This is a genomic window from Thermodesulfobacteriota bacterium (assembly GCA_040754335.1).
Lineage (GTDB): Bacteria > Desulfobacterota_D > UBA1144 > Nemesobacterales > UBA2774 > 2-12-FULL-53-21.
In genome coordinates, this window is record JBFMCV010000005.1 from 123,900 (window position 1) to 140,226 (window position 16,327).

At 54.2% G+C, this 16,327-nt stretch carries 16 protein-coding genes; 5 read left to right on the forward strand and 11 right to left on the reverse strand.

Annotated features, from left to right (window positions below; translation table 11 throughout):
• Positions 1 to 9 precede the first annotated feature (9 nt).
• The 3 genes from AB1598_11510 (at position 10) to AB1598_11520 (ending at position 1,722) form a co-directional block, all read left to right on the forward strand.
• Positions 10 to 816 (forward strand): hypothetical protein, encoded by an 807-nt coding sequence (locus AB1598_11510; GenBank protein MEW6145634.1) that lies wholly within the window; start codon positions 10 to 12, stop codon positions 814 to 816.
• A 193-nt stretch (positions 817 to 1,009) separates the two neighbouring features.
• A complete protein-coding gene (gene rpmB / locus AB1598_11515; protein ID MEW6145635.1) occupies positions 1,010 to 1,249 on the forward strand; it encodes a 50S ribosomal protein L28 in 240 nt (79 codons plus the stop codon).
• Positions 1,250 to 1,302: 53 nt separating this feature from the next.
• Positions 1,303 to 1,722 carry a YkvA family protein gene (locus AB1598_11520; GenBank protein MEW6145636.1) on the forward strand — a complete coding sequence of 140 codons (420 nt, stop codon included), beginning with the start codon at positions 1,303 to 1,305 and terminating at the stop codon, positions 1,720 to 1,722.
• Positions 1,723 to 1,760: 38 nt separating this feature from the next.
• Here the strand turns inward: AB1598_11520 and acs are convergent, their stop codons facing one another.
• From acs to AB1598_11545, 5 genes are all read right to left on the reverse strand, one after another.
• Positions 1,761 to 3,716, reverse strand: a complete 1,956-nt coding sequence (gene acs, locus AB1598_11525) for an acetate--CoA ligase (GenBank protein ID MEW6145637.1) — start codon at positions 3,714 to 3,716, stop codon at positions 1,761 to 1,763.
• A gap of 191 nt (positions 3,717 to 3,907) precedes the next feature.
• A complete protein-coding gene (locus AB1598_11530) occupies positions 3,908 to 5,635 on the reverse strand; it encodes a TldD/PmbA family protein (protein ID MEW6145638.1) in 1,728 nt (575 codons plus the stop codon).
• Positions 5,636 to 5,736: 101 nt separating this feature from the next.
• Complete coding sequence (uppP, locus tag AB1598_11535) at positions 5,737 to 6,537, reverse strand: undecaprenyl-diphosphatase UppP (GenBank protein ID MEW6145639.1); 801 nt, start codon at positions 6,535 to 6,537, stop codon at positions 5,737 to 5,739.
• A gap of 1 nt (position 6,538) precedes the next feature.
• Positions 6,539 to 9,370, reverse strand: a complete 2,832-nt coding sequence (gene uvrA, locus AB1598_11540) for an excinuclease ABC subunit UvrA (GenBank protein MEW6145640.1) — start codon at positions 9,368 to 9,370, stop codon at positions 6,539 to 6,541.
• A gap of 613 nt (positions 9,371 to 9,983) precedes the next feature.
• On the reverse strand, positions 9,984 to 11,060 hold the full coding sequence (locus AB1598_11545) for a M42 family metallopeptidase (protein MEW6145641.1): 1,077 nt from the start codon (positions 11,058 to 11,060) through the stop codon (positions 9,984 to 9,986).
• A gap of 153 nt (positions 11,061 to 11,213) precedes the next feature.
• Here AB1598_11545 and AB1598_11550 point away from each other — a divergent pair, with 153 nt between their 5' ends.
• Both AB1598_11550 and AB1598_11555 read left to right on the forward strand, forming a co-directional pair.
• Positions 11,214 to 12,179: a hypothetical protein gene (locus AB1598_11550; protein ID MEW6145642.1), complete on the forward strand. Its 966-nt coding sequence runs from the start codon at positions 11,214 to 11,216 to the stop codon at positions 12,177 to 12,179.
• A 10-nt stretch (positions 12,180 to 12,189) separates the two neighbouring features.
• The gene (locus AB1598_11555) at positions 12,190 to 12,609 is read left to right on the forward strand and encodes a secondary thiamine-phosphate synthase enzyme YjbQ (protein MEW6145643.1); all 420 of its coding nucleotides are present in this window, start codon (positions 12,190 to 12,192) and stop codon (positions 12,607 to 12,609) included.
• A gap of 30 nt (positions 12,610 to 12,639) precedes the next feature.
• Here the strand turns inward: AB1598_11555 and npdG are convergent, their stop codons facing one another.
• The 6 genes from npdG to proC form a co-directional block, all read right to left on the reverse strand.
• A complete protein-coding gene (npdG, locus tag AB1598_11560; protein ID MEW6145644.1) occupies positions 12,640 to 13,299 on the reverse strand; it encodes an NADPH-dependent F420 reductase in 660 nt (219 codons plus the stop codon).
• Positions 13,300 to 13,426: 127 nt separating this feature from the next.
• A complete protein-coding gene (locus AB1598_11565; GenBank protein ID MEW6145645.1) occupies positions 13,427 to 13,951 on the reverse strand; it encodes a hypothetical protein in 525 nt (174 codons plus the stop codon).
• A gap of 131 nt (positions 13,952 to 14,082) precedes the next feature.
• Positions 14,083 to 14,862: an alpha/beta hydrolase gene (locus AB1598_11570; protein MEW6145646.1), complete on the reverse strand. Its 780-nt coding sequence runs from the start codon at positions 14,860 to 14,862 to the stop codon at positions 14,083 to 14,085.
• A 31-nt stretch (positions 14,863 to 14,893) separates the two neighbouring features.
• Positions 14,894 to 15,178: a DUF167 domain-containing protein gene (locus tag AB1598_11575; protein MEW6145647.1), complete on the reverse strand. Its 285-nt coding sequence runs from the start codon at positions 15,176 to 15,178 to the stop codon at positions 14,894 to 14,896.
• An 8-nt stretch (positions 15,179 to 15,186) separates the two neighbouring features.
• Positions 15,187 to 15,495 carry a YggT family protein gene (locus tag AB1598_11580; GenBank protein MEW6145648.1) on the reverse strand — a complete coding sequence of 103 codons (309 nt, stop codon included), beginning with the start codon at positions 15,493 to 15,495 and terminating at the stop codon, positions 15,187 to 15,189.
• Positions 15,495 to 16,310 (reverse strand): pyrroline-5-carboxylate reductase, encoded by an 816-nt coding sequence (proC, locus tag AB1598_11585; protein MEW6145649.1) that lies wholly within the window; start codon positions 16,308 to 16,310, stop codon positions 15,495 to 15,497. The genes AB1598_11580 and proC overlap by 1 nt, the downstream gene beginning before the upstream one ends.
• Between the last annotated feature and the right edge of the window lie 17 nt (positions 16,311 to 16,327).

Consider the following 16,327-nt stretch of genomic DNA (forward strand, 5'->3'; position numbering starts at 1 on the left):
CATCGTTACATGAGAAAAATTTCCCTGCTTATGTTTTTCTTTGCATCTATCCTGATCGGCTCGACGGCCGCAACAGTTGCAGCAGCCGGGACATCAGAAAATGAAGTTAAAATCGAGCCCGTCCCTAACTCTCCCGCAATCCCCGGCGCGAAAGCAAGATTCTCGTCCATTAAGGACGGCGACCTGCTCGAAAACCCCGACGTCTCGGTCGTAGTCGATGTGGAGAACTTCGAGCTCGGGGTACAGACGAATACAGTGCGGGCAATGGAAATCATGAACTCCCCGCAGGGGCAGCATGCCCACATCATACTGGACAACGACCCGTATCTGGCGGATTACGAATCGGGGAAACCATTTGAAATAGGCGTGCTCGAGGAAGGCCCGCATACGCTCGTCGTTTTTCCGAGCCGATCCTATCACGAGAGCGTAAAATCCCCCGAGGCCGCGGACATAGTCAACTTCTACGTCGGGAAGAAGGAAGGGGAGTTCATGCTCGACAAGTCAAAGCCGGCGATCATCTTCAGCAGGCCCAAGGGTAAATACGAGGGACCGGACGCCGATAAGGTCATGCTCGATTTTTATCTGTACAACGTCGAGCTCGGCCCTGACGGGTACAAGGCGAAATACACCATCAGGAAAAAGGATCCGTCGGGAGAAGTCACGTCGATAATTCTTACAGAATGGGCTCCTGCCTATGTGTCCGGCCTCACCACCGGAGACTACGCCGTAAAGCTTGAGCTCCTGGACAAGGACGGGAACGCCGTACCGGGCGCGTTCAACAGCACGGAGCGGGAGATAAGCGTCTTCAGGAAATGAGCCGGCTAGATTAGATATGCAAGCCGGATTCATAGGGAAAAAGGCGATTTGTTACGTAACGTCTTTCAATCATTAACATTATCAAAATCCGATAACGATCCGGCACGACTCATACAAGACCGCCATGGGTTTACAAAATTAAATGTTGTGGAATAATTAATGTTCTTCTGAAAGATAACAAGAGGTGATACCGATGTCTCAGAAATGCGCAATAACCGGAAAAAGCCCGCTTGTCGGGAATAACGTCTCGCACGCCAACAACAAGGTGAAACGCCGCCAGAACCCGAACCTCCAGTGGAAGCACATCTTCGTGCCCGAGTTCGGCCGGAACGTCAGGATCAGGGTTTCGACGCGTGCCCTCAGGACAATCAGCAAGAAGGGAATCTCCGCATTCCTCAAGGACAACGGGCTCACCCTGAAGGACCTCGTTTAGAACCTTCCAAAACGATACTGGAATTCAAGCCGAATCTGATTATATTAAATCCCATGCGGGTTTATTCGAAAATCGGAACGGAACAATATATCCTCAAAGCTATCGCGAAGGCGGGGAAACTGCTTAACGACAGGAAAGCCGTCGTAAATCTCGCAGGCTCCGCAACCGCGAAAATTGAATCCGGCAGCCGCAGGATTGCTTCCATAAAGAGCGACTTGGTTACACTGACCGAGCTACTCAAGGCCTGGATAAACGGCGAGTACAGGGAGATACCCTGGTCGACGCTTCTACTGGGAACGGGAGCCGTCATTTACTTCGTAAACCCGCTCGACGCTATACCCGACATATTGCCGGCAACGGGGCTTTTGGACGACGCGAGCGTGATAGGGTTCGTGCTGGCGTCGGCGAAGAACGACATTGAGAAGTTCAGGAAATATAAGACCGGCGCGGCGCTCTCCGGCGCTTCCGATTAATTCACGCAAGACAAGCGGACGGCGATTCCTCTGTCCCTCTAACCTTCCAGGTGCTCGAACTGCTCCTTGAGGTTGTGGACTACATTCGGGTCGGCGAGTGTCGTAGTATCGCCGAGGACGGCCCCTTCGGCGATGTTCTTGAGGAGACGCCTCATTATCTTTCCGCTCCTCGTCTTCGGAAGCTCGGCTGTAAATATTATCTCGTCCGGCTTCGCAATCGCCCCTATCTTCTTGGCGACGTGGTTTCTCAATTCTTCAGTAATGCCGTCATGATGCCTCGCGCTCTTCTTTAGCGTCGTGAATGCGACTATGGCCTGCCCCTTGAGCTCGTCGTGCCTGCCGATGACGGCGGCCTCGGCGACCGAGTGATGGTCGACGAGTGCGCTCTCCACCTCCATAGTGCTTATCCTGTGCCCTGCCACGTTCATCACGTCGTCCACGCGCCCGAGTAGCCAGAAGTATCCGTCCTTGTCCCTCTTGGCACCGTCGCCCGTGAAATAGAGCCCCGGGAACCTGCTCCAGTATTGATCGACGTAGCGTTTGGGATCGCCGTATATAGTTCTCAGCATGGAGGGCCAAGGATTTCTCAGCACGAGGTACCCCGCCCCTTCCTTGATCGTCTTGCCGCTTTCGTCGACTATGTCGGCCTGAATTCCGGGAAAGGGCTTCGTGGCCGAGCCCGGTTTTAATTTAGTGATGCCGGGGAGGGGCGTAATGAGTATGGAGCCCGTCTCGGTCTGCCACCACGTATCGACTATCGGACACCTGCTGTTTCCGATATGGACGTAGTACCACATCCACGCCTCCGGGTTTATAGGCTCACCGACGGAACCCAGCAGCCGGAGCGAGCTCAGGTCGTATTTCTTCGGGTATTCCTCGCCCCACCTCATAAACGCCCTTATCGCCGTTGGGGCGGTGTAAAAGATATTCACACGGTATTTTTCCACTATTGCCCAGAACCTTCCGATGTCGGGATAGTCGGGCGCGCCCTCGTACATGAGCGAGGTGGCCCCGTTAGCGAGCGGGCCGTAGATTATATAGCTGTGCCCCGTGACCCATCCGATGTCCGCCGTGCACCAGTATGTGTCCTCTTCTTTCAAGTCGAACACCCATTTCATGGTCGCATAAACCCCGACGAGATAACCGCCCGTCGTGTGCACGATCCCCTTGGGCTTTCCGGTGGTCCCGCTCGTATAGAGCATGAAGAGCATGTCCTCGCTGTCCATCCTCTCGGGCTCGCAATAAGATTGCGACTTCTCCATGAGCTCGTGCCACCAGAAGTCCCGTCCTCTTTTCATTTTGATTTCGGCTTTGTCGCCGACCCTTTTCACGACGACGACCTTTTCGATGCTCGGCGTATCCGTAAGCGCGTCGTCGGAGTTCTTTTTGAGGGGGACTATCCCTCCCCTCCTGTATCCGCCGTCCGACGTGATGAGCACCCTCGCCTTGGAATCGTTTATCCTGTCCCTGAGGCTCTCGGCGCTGAACCCTCCGAATACTATGCTGTGCGGCGCGCCAATCCGGGCGCACGCGAGCATGGCTATAGCGAGCTCGGGGACCATAGGGAGGTATATCGTAACCCTGTCCCCCCTCTTTACTCCGAGATCCTTGAGCACGTTCGCGAACTTGTTCACTTCCCTGTAGAGTTCCTGGTATGTAAGCGTAACGCTCTCCCCCGATTCACCCTCCCATATTATCGCAGCCTTGTTCTTCCTCGCCGTGTTTATATGCCTGTCGAGACAGTTGTAGGAGACGTTCAGCTTCCCGCCGACGAACCACTTGGCGTGGGGGACCTTCCACTTGAGCACCTTCCTCCATTTCTTGAACCAGTCGAGCTCCTTCGCGAAATTCGCCCAGAACTTCTCCCTGTCGCGGGCGGCTTTCTTATAAACAGCCTCGCTGTTGACGTTAGCGTTCTTTCTAAGCTTCTTGCCAGGCGTAAATGTGCGGCCTTCGGTAAGCAAATCCTCTATGGTTTTTTCGGCGTCAGCCATTTCGACCCCCCTGAGAGAAATGCGTTAGCAGTAAGATACTCAATACTAACAAAATTCGCCGGGGATTTGAACAGTTATTTTATTCTTTAAGTCGGAAGGCTTTACTCGTTTCCCGGCCTAACTTTCTTAATCTCCCCCATAACGAGCGGTATCGGCATAAAGCTGCGGCACTGTGGGAGAGAGGATTTCACTCATTTCACCGTGTCGAAAGCGGGCGGAGGGAGGAGCGGCGGTTTTTCTTTTTTCGAGGACTCGCGCTGGAACTCCATCTCGGAAACGAGTATGCTGGGCGCTACCGTCGAAACGGGGATGTACCCGGACTCGGCCCCGCAGAACCCGTTGAAGACCGCGTAGTCGTCCCCGGTCGCGATTATCTTGTTCACGGTGACTATGGGCGTCCCTACGATCTCGATGTCCCTCACGGGGGTCTCCTCGCCTGTCTCTGGGTCGACCTTATACAGCACGAGCGGAGTGCCCCTGAATGCCTGGAAGTTATAAGAGGAGGTGTTGGTCTCGCCGCCCCTCATGTTCTTAATAATCAGGCCGAAGGGTTTTTTCTGACGCCTGACCTCCTCGATCAGCAGCTCCTTCAATCTGTCCTTAGGATATTCTTTCGAGGACTCGATTATCGTGTTGCTCATCCTCGCGACAGGGGACTGACCGTAGGACGCTCTCCCGTGGCCGTTCGATTTCCGAAACCCTTCTATAGGCGTGCGGGACATCAGGAAATTCTTGAGGACGCCGTTCTCGACTAGCACCGTCCTCTGTCCGGGGACTCCCTGGTCGTCGAACGGATAATAACCCATGAGGTGCGTCCCGTTAAAGCTCTTCATCGACGGGTCGTCAATGATCGAGAGAAAGCCGGGGATTATCTTTTTCCCGACCTTGTCCTTGAAGGTCTGTCCCTCATCGTCGTCGATCTGTCTTTCCCCTTCGAGCCTGTGCCCTACCGCTTCGTGAAAAACTACGCCCGCGGCCTCAGGCTCGAGCAGAGCTGGCACGCTCAGCGGCGGGAGAGCCTCGGCTTTTCTCATTTTGATCGTATCTTCGACCATTTCCCGTATCGTCTTTTTGAGTTCATCCACGGGCGGGATATCTTCAGGCGTAACGTAGTAGAGGTTCCTGTAGTTCTCTATGACCTTTCCGTCCTCAGCCCTCGCCGTAACCTCGGCGTCTATGGAGTAAAGGATTTCGTCCCTTACGTACTGTGTCCCCTCAGTGTTGATGAAATAGACGGTCTCCTTCTGAGCAGTGACTGAAAGGTCCGCATTGAGGAGCTCTTTATAATCCTTATATATCGAGGAAATCTCTCTAACGGTCGCTTCCCATTTGCCGGGGTCGAACGTGAGAGCAAGCTCGGGGCCGTAAAAAACATGGGGTTTTTCTCTGGTAAAGCTGCCGAAATCCTCAGCCTTGACCTCCTGCACGTTTACGGCCTTTTTATTTAGATACTGCGCAAGCGCCTCTTTGTAAGCGTAGTCCGTTACCTGCCAGAGGACCGTCCTTATCGCCGCTGGATCGTTATCGAGAGGCACGGACGATGACCCGTCGAACGGGATGCCGCCCCCCGACCTGCCTTTCATGGAATTATCGAAGCCGTAGTCCCCCACGCGCACATCGACGAAGAGACGCCTTACCCTGCTCCTGTCCGACGAGACGACCGCGCCGTACTTGCCCTCTATGCTGTAAAATTCATTGTCCTTTATCTGATAGCTGATGAAATAGGGGTCTTCGTAACCCTCGAGCCTGAGTTTTTTCTGCGACCTCTCGAGCTCGTCCTGCATCGCGCTCAGTACGGCAAGGTCGCTCCTCTGAGCCTGCGGGTCGCCCGGTCCCGACGCTCCAGCAAATGGCGCAGAGACTGCCAATATAAGAACGAGAAACACTACGAAGCTGCCGGTTTCGCGAATTTTGCCCATAGAAAAAGATTAGCCACGATATGGAGCCATGTAAAGAATAAATAGGGAGAAACGAGCGGATGTATTAAACACGCTCATAATACCCCGACCGACGGGACATTCTATTTCAGGTACATGAACACAATGAGCACGGCGAGAATCAGGCGGTATATGACGAAGAGCGTGTAGCTCTCCTTCCTGACGAACCTGAGCAGATATTTTATGGCGAGGAACGCGAAGACAGCGGACGCTATGAAACCCGCAATAAACGGGGCGCTGACGACGTCCGAGTAAGCGAGGTGACGGGATTCGAATATCCCCGCCCCCGCTATGAGCGGCGCCGCGAGGAGGAACGAGAACCTGGCTGCCTCGTCGCGCCTGAAGTTCCTGAACATAGCGCCCGTGATCGTGACCCCGGAACGGGAGACGCCGGGGATTATCGCGAGGGCCTGAGAGAGGCCGATGATTATACAGTCCGTGAGATCCATGTCCTCGACCGATTTGTCTCTTTTAGAAAACCTGTCGGAAATATAGAGGAGAAGTCCGAAAGCGGAAAGCGTAAAGGCGATAGACAGGGGGTGACGGAGGACCCCGGCCGCCTGCTCTTCGAAGAGGAATCCGGATAAAGCCCCAGGGATAGTCCCGATCAGCAGGAACATGCCTATTTTACCGCTCGGACGTCCCTCGAAGCTCCTTTCTGCGACGCTCTTTAAAAAATCTCTTATTATGAGCACCCAGTCCCGCCAGAAATAGAAAAGGATCGCGATAAGGCTCCCGACGTGGAGCGCCACGTTGAAGGGCAGGCCCTGGTCTTTCCACGAAAAGAACCACGGGAGCAGCGCGAGGTGGGCAGTGCTGCTTATAGGGAAGAACTCCGTTATCCCCTGGACCGCGCCGAGCACCAATGACTGTATAAAATCCACTTCAGCTCACCCCTCTCCGCCGGGGTGTCTTTCCGCCCAGCACTTCTCCCAGGTAGGCGCCTGTATACGACCCGTCCGTCCCTGCCACCTCTTCGGGCGTCCCCTCGGCCACGATACGCCCTCCGTTCTCGCCTCCCTCGGGCCCCATATCTATCACATGGTCGGCGCATTTGATCACGTCGAGATTGTGCTCGATCACTATGACCGTGTTCCCCATATCGGTGAGCCGCTGAAGGACGTCGAGTAGCTTCCTCACGTCGTCGAAATGGAGACCTATGGTCGGCTCGTCCAGTATGTAGAGGGTGCTCCCCGTTGAGCGGCGGGCGAGCTCCTTCGAGAGCTTTATGCGCTGGGCCTCGCCGCCCGAAAGTGTGGTCGCCGGCTGCCCCAGCCTTATGTATTCGAGCCCGACGGCATTCAACACGTCGAGCCTCGATTTTATATGCGGGACGTTCTCGAAAAACCGGGCGGCCTCGCTGACGGTCATGTCCAGAACGTCCGCGATGCTCATGTCGTTGTATTTTACTTCTAGAGTCTCGGAGTTATACCTGCTGCCCCCGCACCTCTCGCACGTCACGTAGACATCGGGCAGGAAATGCATCTCTATCTTCACGACGCCGTGGCCGAGGCAGACGCCGCACCTGCCTTCCCTGACGTTGAAGCTGAACCTGCCCGGCTTGTATCCCCTGATGTTGGCCTGGGGCAGCATAGAATACAGGTCTCTTATCGGCGCGAATATGCCCGTGTAAGTGGCGGGGTTAGACCTCGGGGTCCTTCCGATCGGCGACTGCTCCACGTTGATCACCTTGTCTATATCCCCGATGCCTGAGAGTCTTTCGTATTTCCCGACCTTCTCCTTGCTCCTGTAGAGCTTGCGCCCCAGGGCGTTATAGAGCGTATCTATGACGAGAGTGCTCTTTCCCGAGCCCGAAACGCCCGTCACGCACGTGAAGACCCCCAGCGGAAAAGAGACGTCGAAGTATTTCAAATTATGCTCGGACGCCCCTTCTATGGTTATAAAGCCCTTGGGCTTTCTCCGCGACCCTGGCACGGGTATCCCTACCCTTCCCGAGAGATAGCCTCCGGTGAGAGACTCGCGGTGGCTAATAAGCTCGTGCACATTGCCCTCGGCAACTATCCTTCCGCCCTTCTCCCCCGCCCCAGGCCCTATATCGACGATGAAATCGGCGCTCCTTATCGTCTCTTCATCGTGCTCGACGACGATGATCGTATTGCCCCCGTCGCGGAGCGATTTGAGCGTATCTATAAGCCTCCGGTTGTCCCTAGGGTGAAGACCTATCGTGGGCTCGTCGAGCACGTATGTTATGCCCGTCAGCTTCGAGCCCACCTGGGTCGCGAGCCTTATCCTCTGGGCCTCGCCGCCCGAGAGCGTGGGGGCCGAGCGGTCGAGCGTGAGGTATCCGAGTCCCACATCGGTTAAAAACGTGAGGCGTGAATTTATCTCCTTGATGATACGGTCCCCGATTTCCCTTTCCCTCGGCGTGAGATCGATGCCGCGGAAAAACACGATGCAGTTCTCAGACGACATGGTTACGACGTCGTATATGGATTTACCGCCGAAGAGTATAGAGAGGGCCTCTTTCCTGAGCCTCGACCCCTTGCAGTCCGGGCACTCTGCAGTCCGCATGAACTGGGCGAGCTTTTCGCGGACAGGGGGGGAATCGGTCTCCTTGTACCATTCCGTGATTATCCCGGCGACGCCGGCGTATGTATCTTTGTATCTGAGCGAACGACCCCTTCTTTCCCTCCTGATGGTTATCTCCTCGCCGCCCGAGCCGTGTATGATGATCTTTTTGAATTTCGCGGGCAGCTTCCTGAACGGAACGGAGGTATCGATGCCGTAATATTCGGCGACGCCCTCGGTCAATTTTTTGAAGTAATTCGAGTTCCGCCACGGTATTATCGCCCCGTCGTCGATCGAAAGCTCTTCGTCGACGAGGAGCTCCGGGTCGCAGAACCAGGTCTCCCCCAGACCCTGACAGGTCGGGCAGGAGCCGTAAGGGGAGTTAAACGAAAAGAGGCGCGGTGAGATTTCAGGGTAGCTCATCCCGCATTCGGGACAGGCGAACTTGTCGCTGAGGCTGAGTGTTATGCCCGAGTCCGTCTCAGCCTTCGCCACTCCGCCCGAGCGCTTTAGCGCCAATTTCAGGGACTCGTTTACCCTGCCCTTCACCTCGCCCGGGCGGATGACTACGACGTCCACGAGCAATTCTATGGTGTGCTTTTTCTGCTTGTTGAGCCTGATCTCCTCGTCGAGGTCATGGAGCTTCCCGTCTATCCTGACCTTTACAAAGCCCTCCCTCCTGAGCTCTTCGAGCTCCTTTCTGTACTCCCCTTTCCTCCCCTGCACAATAGGTGAGAAAATCGAGACCTTCTCTCCCTCGCCCAGGCCGGCAACGCGCTCCGTCATCCTTTCGAGGCTCTGTGCGGAGATCTCCACACCGCAGTCGGGGCAGTAAGGCGTGCCGAGCCGCGCGTAGAGGAGCCTCAAAAAGTCGTATATCTCGGTAATCGTGCCGACAGTGGAGCGCGGGTTCCTCTGAAACGTCTTCTGGTCGACCGAGATCGAAGGCGACAGCCCTTCTATGGAATCCACGTCGGGCTTCCCGATCTGCTCGACGAACTGCCGGGCGTATGCGGAGAGAGACTCGATATACCTCCGCTGCCCCTCGGCGAAGAGGGTGTCGAAGGCGAGGGACGATTTCCCCGACCCGCTTATTCCGGTTATGACGACCAGCTTCCTTCTGGGCAGCTTCAGGGAAATGTCTTTAAGATTGTGCTCTCTCGCACCCGTTATTTTTATGAAGTCCAAAGTGGTTCTAAGTTTACCAGTAATTTGGCGATACGAGATACTGTAGATGTCAAGTAATTCGTGGATAAAAGTTGTCCCATTAGAATACATAAAAACCGATATATTCTTCTTCTTTTCTTTCCTGAATTGAATCCTGAAAAAGTTCAGGCAAATCAATTGTTATTTTTCTTCTTTGTCTTGATACAAAGAAGCAAAAATCACACACGTAGTGTGTCTTATGGTTGTTAAGCAGCTACTGGTGCAGATACAGCAATCGTAGAAATTGAGCAGAAGCGGAGATTAGAGATCGTATGCCAGCGGGTGCTCGCCCGCACAGAATCCTGGCTAAAATATCTTATCTACGGCTAAAATCTATCAAATCAGCCCGCATGCCTACGAGAGTGATACCCGTTCAACCCTTCGACGAGCTCAGGGCGAACGGGTTGGGCTTCGTTGCCGGATTAACCAGAGGAGTTGGAAAGAATATTAAAACACACTATGTGTGTGCCTGCGGGTGCTCACCCGCCGCACAGAATCCTGGCTAAACTTACGAACTTCGACACGCTACCCTCCTTCGCTAATCCCCCGACGGCTCATAGACTTTGGGCGACCTTGCCGGATAGTCCGGAACGAATTACGCGAAAGATTTAATCTCGTCTACCTTTTTCTTGTCCAGTCTTTGAACGACTGCCTTCAGAAGCTTGACCGTGTTATCGAAGTCGTTCCTGTGAATTATCGCGTTATGGCTGTGAATGTGACGCGTTGGGACTCCGAGCACCACGGTCGGCACGCCGTTCTTATGGAGGTGTATGACGGAGCCGTCGGTCGCTCCCCCTTCCATAGTCGTGAATTGGAGCGGTATCTTCGATTTTTTCGCCGTATCCACGACGAGGTCTCTTAACTTCAGGTTAGGTATCATTCGCGAGTCGTAGAGTAGGAGCGACGGCCCTCCGTTCAGCTTCGTAGCCGACTCGTCGGGCTTTATGCCGGGGACGTCGCCCGCTATGTCGGATTCGAGTATTATCGCGACATCAGGGCTTACCATCTCGACGCTCGTGCTCGCGCCCCTGACTCCGACCTCCTCCTGGACAGTGGCCACACCGAAGAGCGTATTGGGAAGGCTTCCCGCGGGGAGTGTCTCGAGCGCCTTGATTACGACGGCGCAACCGACACGGTCATCGAACGCTTTGGACATGTATGTCCTGGGATTGGCAAGAATGGAGAATTCGCTCACGGGCACAATCGGGTCGCCCACCCGCACGCCCGCCTTCTCGACCTCTTTTTCCGAGGTGGAGCCGATGTCTATATACATATTCTTTCTCTGAAGGAGCTTGGTGCGCTCCTCCTGAGAGAGGAGATGAGGGGGCTTAGCCCCAATGACCCCGAGGACGTCCCCTTTATGGGTTTTCAGCACCACGCGCTGGCCTAAAAGCACATGGTCCCACCAGCCCCCGAGCGTGGTGAACCTGATAAAACCGTCTGACGATACGTGCTTCACCATGAAGCCGATCTCGTCCATGTGTCCAGCAAGCATTACTCTGGGCTCGGCAGACCTTCCGGGCTTTTTACAAATGAGGCTCCCCATGTTGTCCTTGCTGATAGCGCCCAGGGGCTTCAGATATTTCCTTAGGACCTCGCGAATATCCGTTTCATAGCCCGGTACGCCGTGGGACTCGGTCAATTCCTTGAGAAGTATCTCGGTCTTATCCATTCGGTTCGCTCCCTTTGAGAAATATTTACAGATAGTTTAATGATTTCAGTACGGATAGATAAGAATTATCACCGTTCCGGCCGTTCCCTGTCAACAGGAATGGCACCGTGCTTGCAAATCACCCCTTTGAAAGTACACTAAAATTTAAGTTTTATGATAGAGTTCGACAAGGGGATCCACTTAAGGGGAACAAGCCTGTGGTTCGATTCCGAAAAGAAGGCGAAATTTTCCTTCATATCGAGCGCAAATATCGGAAGATTCGCCCCGTCCGAAAAAGTCATCGCCACACCGGAGACGTTGAGGCTCATTGAAAAAAAGATCAGGAAATCGGTCGCCCTGGCCTGCCCTTACAACAGGCCTTTCACGATCGGGAGCGCCCAGGCCGAGCTCATGCCGTCAGGGTACATGCTCGGAGCGGCACAGATAGAGATAAAGACGGCGGGCAGGTCGATCCTGTATACGGGGGACATCGGCATGAGACAATCGCTCACCGCAGAGCCGATTCGGATAAAAAGGTGTCCGATAGTTATCCTGAAGTGCACAAAAGGTTCACCGGAATATGAATCCCCTCCGGCTGAGGACGTGATAAGGTCGCTTTCGGAATTCATAGACCGCTCGCTCTCGTCAGGGGCTGTCCCCGTGCTCCTCGCGGAAACACCGGGCGCGGCCGAGGAGCTGGTCAAGGCTCTAGGGGATGCGGGATACAGGCTCGGCGTCCACAGATCCATATACGGAGCCGTCAAGATATACGAGGAATTCGGCGTCACGTTCCAAAACTGCGAGCTGTTCGGACCTAAGAAGACAGAAGGGGCGGTCATCGTGTTCCCCCTTAACAAGGGTTCGAAAGAAATCGACGACATACGCGATAAAAAAGTCGGTGTGGTCACCGATGCGGCGCAGGACGAAATATCCTCTATAAAAAACTCGTGCAGGGCGGACGAGGTCTTTCCGCTCGGCAATCGGGCAGGCTACCGCGACCTCATCAGGTTCGTCGAATCCGTCGGCCCGGAAAAGGTCTTCCTGATAGGCGCTCACAGCGGAGGCTTCGCCCGTACGCTGCAAAAAAGAGGGTTCGAAGCCGTGCCGCTCGAAAAGCCCACACAGTTAAGACTATTTTAGGAGGCGCTATATGGCCGTGATAACGAAGGGCATAAGGCTCCGCACGAAGGGAGAGACGGACCTCATAGATATAACTGACGAGGTCGGGGAGGGAGTGAGGGAGTCGGGGATATCTTCAGGCATAGTGACCGTGTTCATACCGGGATCCACGGCCGGGGTGACTACGATCGAATACGAAGGCGGAGCGATACAGGATTTCAGGGATGCTATCGAAAGGATAGCCCCCAGGAACATCCGCTATCACCACGACGCGAGGTGGGGGGACGGGAACGGCTTTTCGCACGTGAGGGCAGCTCTTCAAGGTGCATCCCTCACGGTTCCTTTTTCCTCGTCGGAGCTCCTCCTCGGCACGTGGCAGCAGATAATAGTGGTCGATTTCGACAACAGGCCCCGCACGAGGGACGTCATTCTTCAGATAATCGGGGAATAGAGACGGCCGCGGGGGCCGTCTCCATAAGTCTCAAACGAACTTTACAGAAAAATGCTGGGGTTTATACCTCACGTTCAGGTTGACTATGAGGGGCGTCATCGACTCTATCATCGAGGACACCTCTAAAGAACCGGCATCCAGAACGCGGAGGTTGGGCATGTCCTCGGTCAGCTTCTTCACGACTTCCTTGGCCCCGTCGTCGTCTCCGCATATAACCACGTCGTAATCGAGCGTCCTGTCTATTTCGCTCAATTCCGTTGCCGGCAGGTTGTGATAGGCGGATACGAGCTTCGCGGTATCGGGCAGGGCTTCCTTGATCTCGAGCGCCGAGGACCCCTGGGCCGGGGGGTTGAACAGGAACGTTTTTCCCTCCCGCTTCATCGAAACAACAGGCGAAACGACGACCTGATTGGTAAAACTGTCCCTTATCTGGCTCACGGTCGCAGCCGCATGCTCGGGAGGTATGCTTATTATTACCACTTCCGCCTGCCTTGCCGCCTCCGCGTTCGGCATTCCGTGAATTTTGGGCTCTACACCCAGGGCCTTTAGTTTCTCTATGTATTCAGCGGCGATTCCCTTAGCCTTCTCGTCGCTCCTGGATCCTATGAATATCTCGTGCCCGGCTTTCGACCACCTGAGCACGAGCCCCTCGGCGATATCGCCTGTGCCGCCTAAAAGTGCTATTTTCATTTTCCGTCTCCCTTTTATAAGCTGACTTTATTTTAACAAAATAGAGATTCTAGTAAAGGGAAAGCGCGGTAGGGCAATCCCCTCGCGACTTTTTGACAATTCGGGACCGCTCTTACTTCCGAAGCGGTCAGAACTTCTTTTTGAAGTATAGGAAGAGGGAGAAGCTCTCCGGGTTGAAAAAGTGGTCGTCGGTCTCGAGATCCGCGTCGTGGACGGCGACGAAAGGAACGAGACCCCCGTAAAAAATCGTTTCTTTCGATTGAAACTGATCGTAATTCAGTTTGCCCTCTTCAATAAAGGCTATCCGCGAATTAGGCAGGAACGGATTTTCATCACTCAACTCCTCCGAGACTTCAGGTTGAGTATCCGGAGAGTCGTTTTTTTCAATCGCAGCCAGCTGAAACGTGCTATCGGGCCTGCAGAGGTTTCTCGCAGTATCGTACGAGACCTCGTCCGGCTTGCCGGGAGAGGAGTCCATCACCTCCTTTTCGAGGAGCGTACCCCTTATAGAATTATTATCTATGAAAGTGTAGTTGTAGCAGGACTGTTCGGTTCTCAAACCGAGAGAATCATCGGAATCTTCGGCGCCATGAGAGGCGGCTACCGAAGCGAAGAACATGAGCAACGTAATTAGCGAAACCGTGAGCCTCACCCTAACCTACCTCAATCCCTGAAAATTATAATCAATAGGGACAGTTAAGCGTGCCCCTATAATTTAATATAAATAGTGAGAGGCGCATTTTCAATAGATGAATTTAGGAGGGCTCTGGATTCAAGGGACCGCTAAGGCTCTACGGACATTAAGAAACCGGTCAATATTTCGTTGAATTCCAGGGGTCTTTCGAGCATCATGAAGTGCCCCGAGCCGTTTATGACGTGATATGACGAACCGCGGATCGAGCTGTTGAGATACTCCCCGTATTTGGTCGGCGTCAGGATATCGAGGTCCGCCGAGATGACGCACACGGGTCTCGTTATCTCGTGCACCCTGTCCATGATGTCGAACTCGTCGCACGCGACAAGGTCCCAGTAGCAGACCTCGGACGACGTCCCGAGGAGGTCTTTTCTGAATTTTTCCTTGAGCTCTGCGGGCGAATCCGGGGCGAACATCCTCCCGGGCGCTACGTCGCAGAACGCCTTATAGTCATTTTTTACGGTCTTCAGTGTTTCAGCGGATACGCGCATCCTTGCGCCCGTGCCGGCGAGGACGGAGGCCCGTATCTTTTCAGGGTGGTCGAGGGCAAAAACCATCGCTACGGCGCCGCCCATAGAGTGGCCGACCGGAATGAGGTCGCTCAAGCCGAGCGCGGTTGTGAACTCGTCGATAAACCCCTTGTAGCTCTCGATATCCCTGTAACCCGTCCCCTCTGATGCACCGTGGCCCGGAAGGTCGGGTGCAATTACGTTATACCGGGGATCGTCCTTGAGAAGCTCAAGCTGGGGCTTCCATGTGGCGATTCGCTGGCCCGCGCCGTGGATAAGAAGCACAGTCGGGCGTGCGGGGTCGGTAACATCACCCTCAATGTAATTTATCCTGTTTCCGCCTATAGTGATTTCCGGCATGACGGCCTCCGATAGAAGGGCTCAGGCGATCCTATGTATCGCCGAATTTCGAAACGAGCAGGTCATAATCTTCCTTGCCTATACCAGATATTCTAATCGTTTTTAGTCTCGAGGAGTGTCCTTTTATTATATCGACATTCGATTTCGGGACTCCGAACGCCTTTGAAATGACCTCTATCAGCCGCTCGTTCGCTTTTCCTTCGACAGGAGGAGCAGATATCCTGACTTTCAGCCTCCCGTCATGAATACCCGCTATCTCGTCGCGGGACGATTTAGGCTGGACCTGGACCGTGAACGTTAGAGGAGGTTCTTTCATGAGACAGTTTACGGCATGCCCGCTTTCAAACGAATACCGTAATCGATTATGGACTGGACCAGGACCTGGTCGATAAAAAACAGAGCAATCATCACAATTATCGGTGAAAAATCTATACCGCTGACTATAGGCATCAACCTTCTCACATACCTCAGCACTGGCTCCGTGGCCATATATAGGAACCTCACAATCGGATTATAGGGGTCAGGACTTACCCATGAGATTATGGCCCTGGCGACTACGATAAAGATATATATGTTTATTATGTAGTGAAGGGCCTGGCCTATGCCTATCACGAGGTTTGCGACGATAAACATTATTTATCCTCCCTGGATAACTGCCTCGAACGGTTGGTTGCCGCCTCGACGGCGGATATGACGTTAGCCCTGAACCCGCCCGCCTCGAGCTTGTGTATGCCCTCTATGGTCGTACCGCCCGGCGAGGAGACCTTATCCTTGAGCACAGCCGGGTGGGACATTTCCTCTATTATCATTTTTGCAGTGCCGTAGACTGTCTGCGCCGCGAGTCTCAACGCAGCATCGCGAGGAAGCCCCATCTTTACGCCGCCGTCCGAGAGCGCCTCTATGAACATCGATACGAATGCGGGGCCGCTCCCACTGAGGCCGGTAACTGTGTCGAGGAGCTTCTCGTCTTCGACTATGTAGGCGATACCGACCGATTCGAATATCTTCTTTACACGCTCCCTCTCCTCGTCGCTCAGACTGGGGCTGCAGTATAGAGCAGCGGCCCCGGCGAGGACGAGCGCGGGAGTGTTGGGCATGACGCGGACTATTTTCGCTTTCTTTTTGAGAACACCGGATATCAGAGAGACCGGTATGCCGGCCGCGATCGAAACTAGCATCTTCTGCGCAGTAATCTTCGCTTTTATCTCATTCACCACTTTCCGGACAGTATTGGGCTTTACGGAGAGGACGACGAGCTCGGATTTGGCCACGAGGTCTTTATTGTCGTGAGTCACTGTGACGCCGTACGCGGATTTCAGATGGTCGAGCCTTTTCTTAACGTTATCGCTTACGATAATGTCGCTCTTCTTATACACGCCTGACGCTATGAGGCCCTTGATCAGTGCCTCCGCCATGTTCCCGCCGCCTATGAAACCTATCTTCGCCATATTATTTTCTGCATCCT

What these genes read in the sequence shown, in the direction of transcription:
- AB1598_11510 (MEW6145634.1), top strand. Translation starts at nt 10, where the DNA reads ATGAGAAAAATTTCCCTGCTTATGTTTTTCTTTGCATCTATCCTGATC.
- rpmB (MEW6145635.1), top strand. Translation starts at nt 1,010, where the DNA reads ATGTCTCAGAAATGCGCAATAACCGGAAAAAGCCCGCTTGTCGGGAAT.
- AB1598_11520 (MEW6145636.1), top strand. Translation starts at nt 1,303, where the DNA reads ATGCGGGTTTATTCGAAAATCGGAACGGAACAATATATCCTCAAAGCT.
- acs (MEW6145637.1), bottom strand. Translation starts at nt 3,716, where the DNA reads ATGGCTGACGCCGAAAAAACCATAGAGGATTTGCTTACCGAAGGCCGC.
- AB1598_11530 (MEW6145638.1), bottom strand. Translation starts at nt 5,635, where the DNA reads ATGGGCAAAATTCGCGAAACCGGCAGCTTCGTAGTGTTTCTCGTTCTT.
- AB1598_11545 (MEW6145641.1), bottom strand. Translation starts at nt 11,060, where the DNA reads ATGGATAAGACCGAGATACTTCTCAAGGAATTGACCGAGTCCCACGGC.
- AB1598_11550 (MEW6145642.1), top strand. Translation starts at nt 11,214, where the DNA reads ATGATAGAGTTCGACAAGGGGATCCACTTAAGGGGAACAAGCCTGTGG.
- AB1598_11555 (MEW6145643.1), top strand. Translation starts at nt 12,190, where the DNA reads ATGGCCGTGATAACGAAGGGCATAAGGCTCCGCACGAAGGGAGAGACG.
- npdG (MEW6145644.1), bottom strand. Translation starts at nt 13,299, where the DNA reads ATGAAAATAGCACTTTTAGGCGGCACAGGCGATATCGCCGAGGGGCTC.
- AB1598_11570 (MEW6145646.1), bottom strand. Translation starts at nt 14,862, where the DNA reads ATGCCGGAAATCACTATAGGCGGAAACAGGATAAATTACATTGAGGGT.
- AB1598_11575 (MEW6145647.1), bottom strand. Translation starts at nt 15,178, where the DNA reads ATGAAAGAACCTCCTCTAACGTTCACGGTCCAGGTCCAGCCTAAATCG.
- AB1598_11580 (MEW6145648.1), bottom strand. Translation starts at nt 15,495, where the DNA reads ATGTTTATCGTCGCAAACCTCGTGATAGGCATAGGCCAGGCCCTTCAC.
- proC (MEW6145649.1), bottom strand. Translation starts at nt 16,310, where the DNA reads ATGGCGAAGATAGGTTTCATAGGCGGCGGGAACATGGCGGAGGCACTG.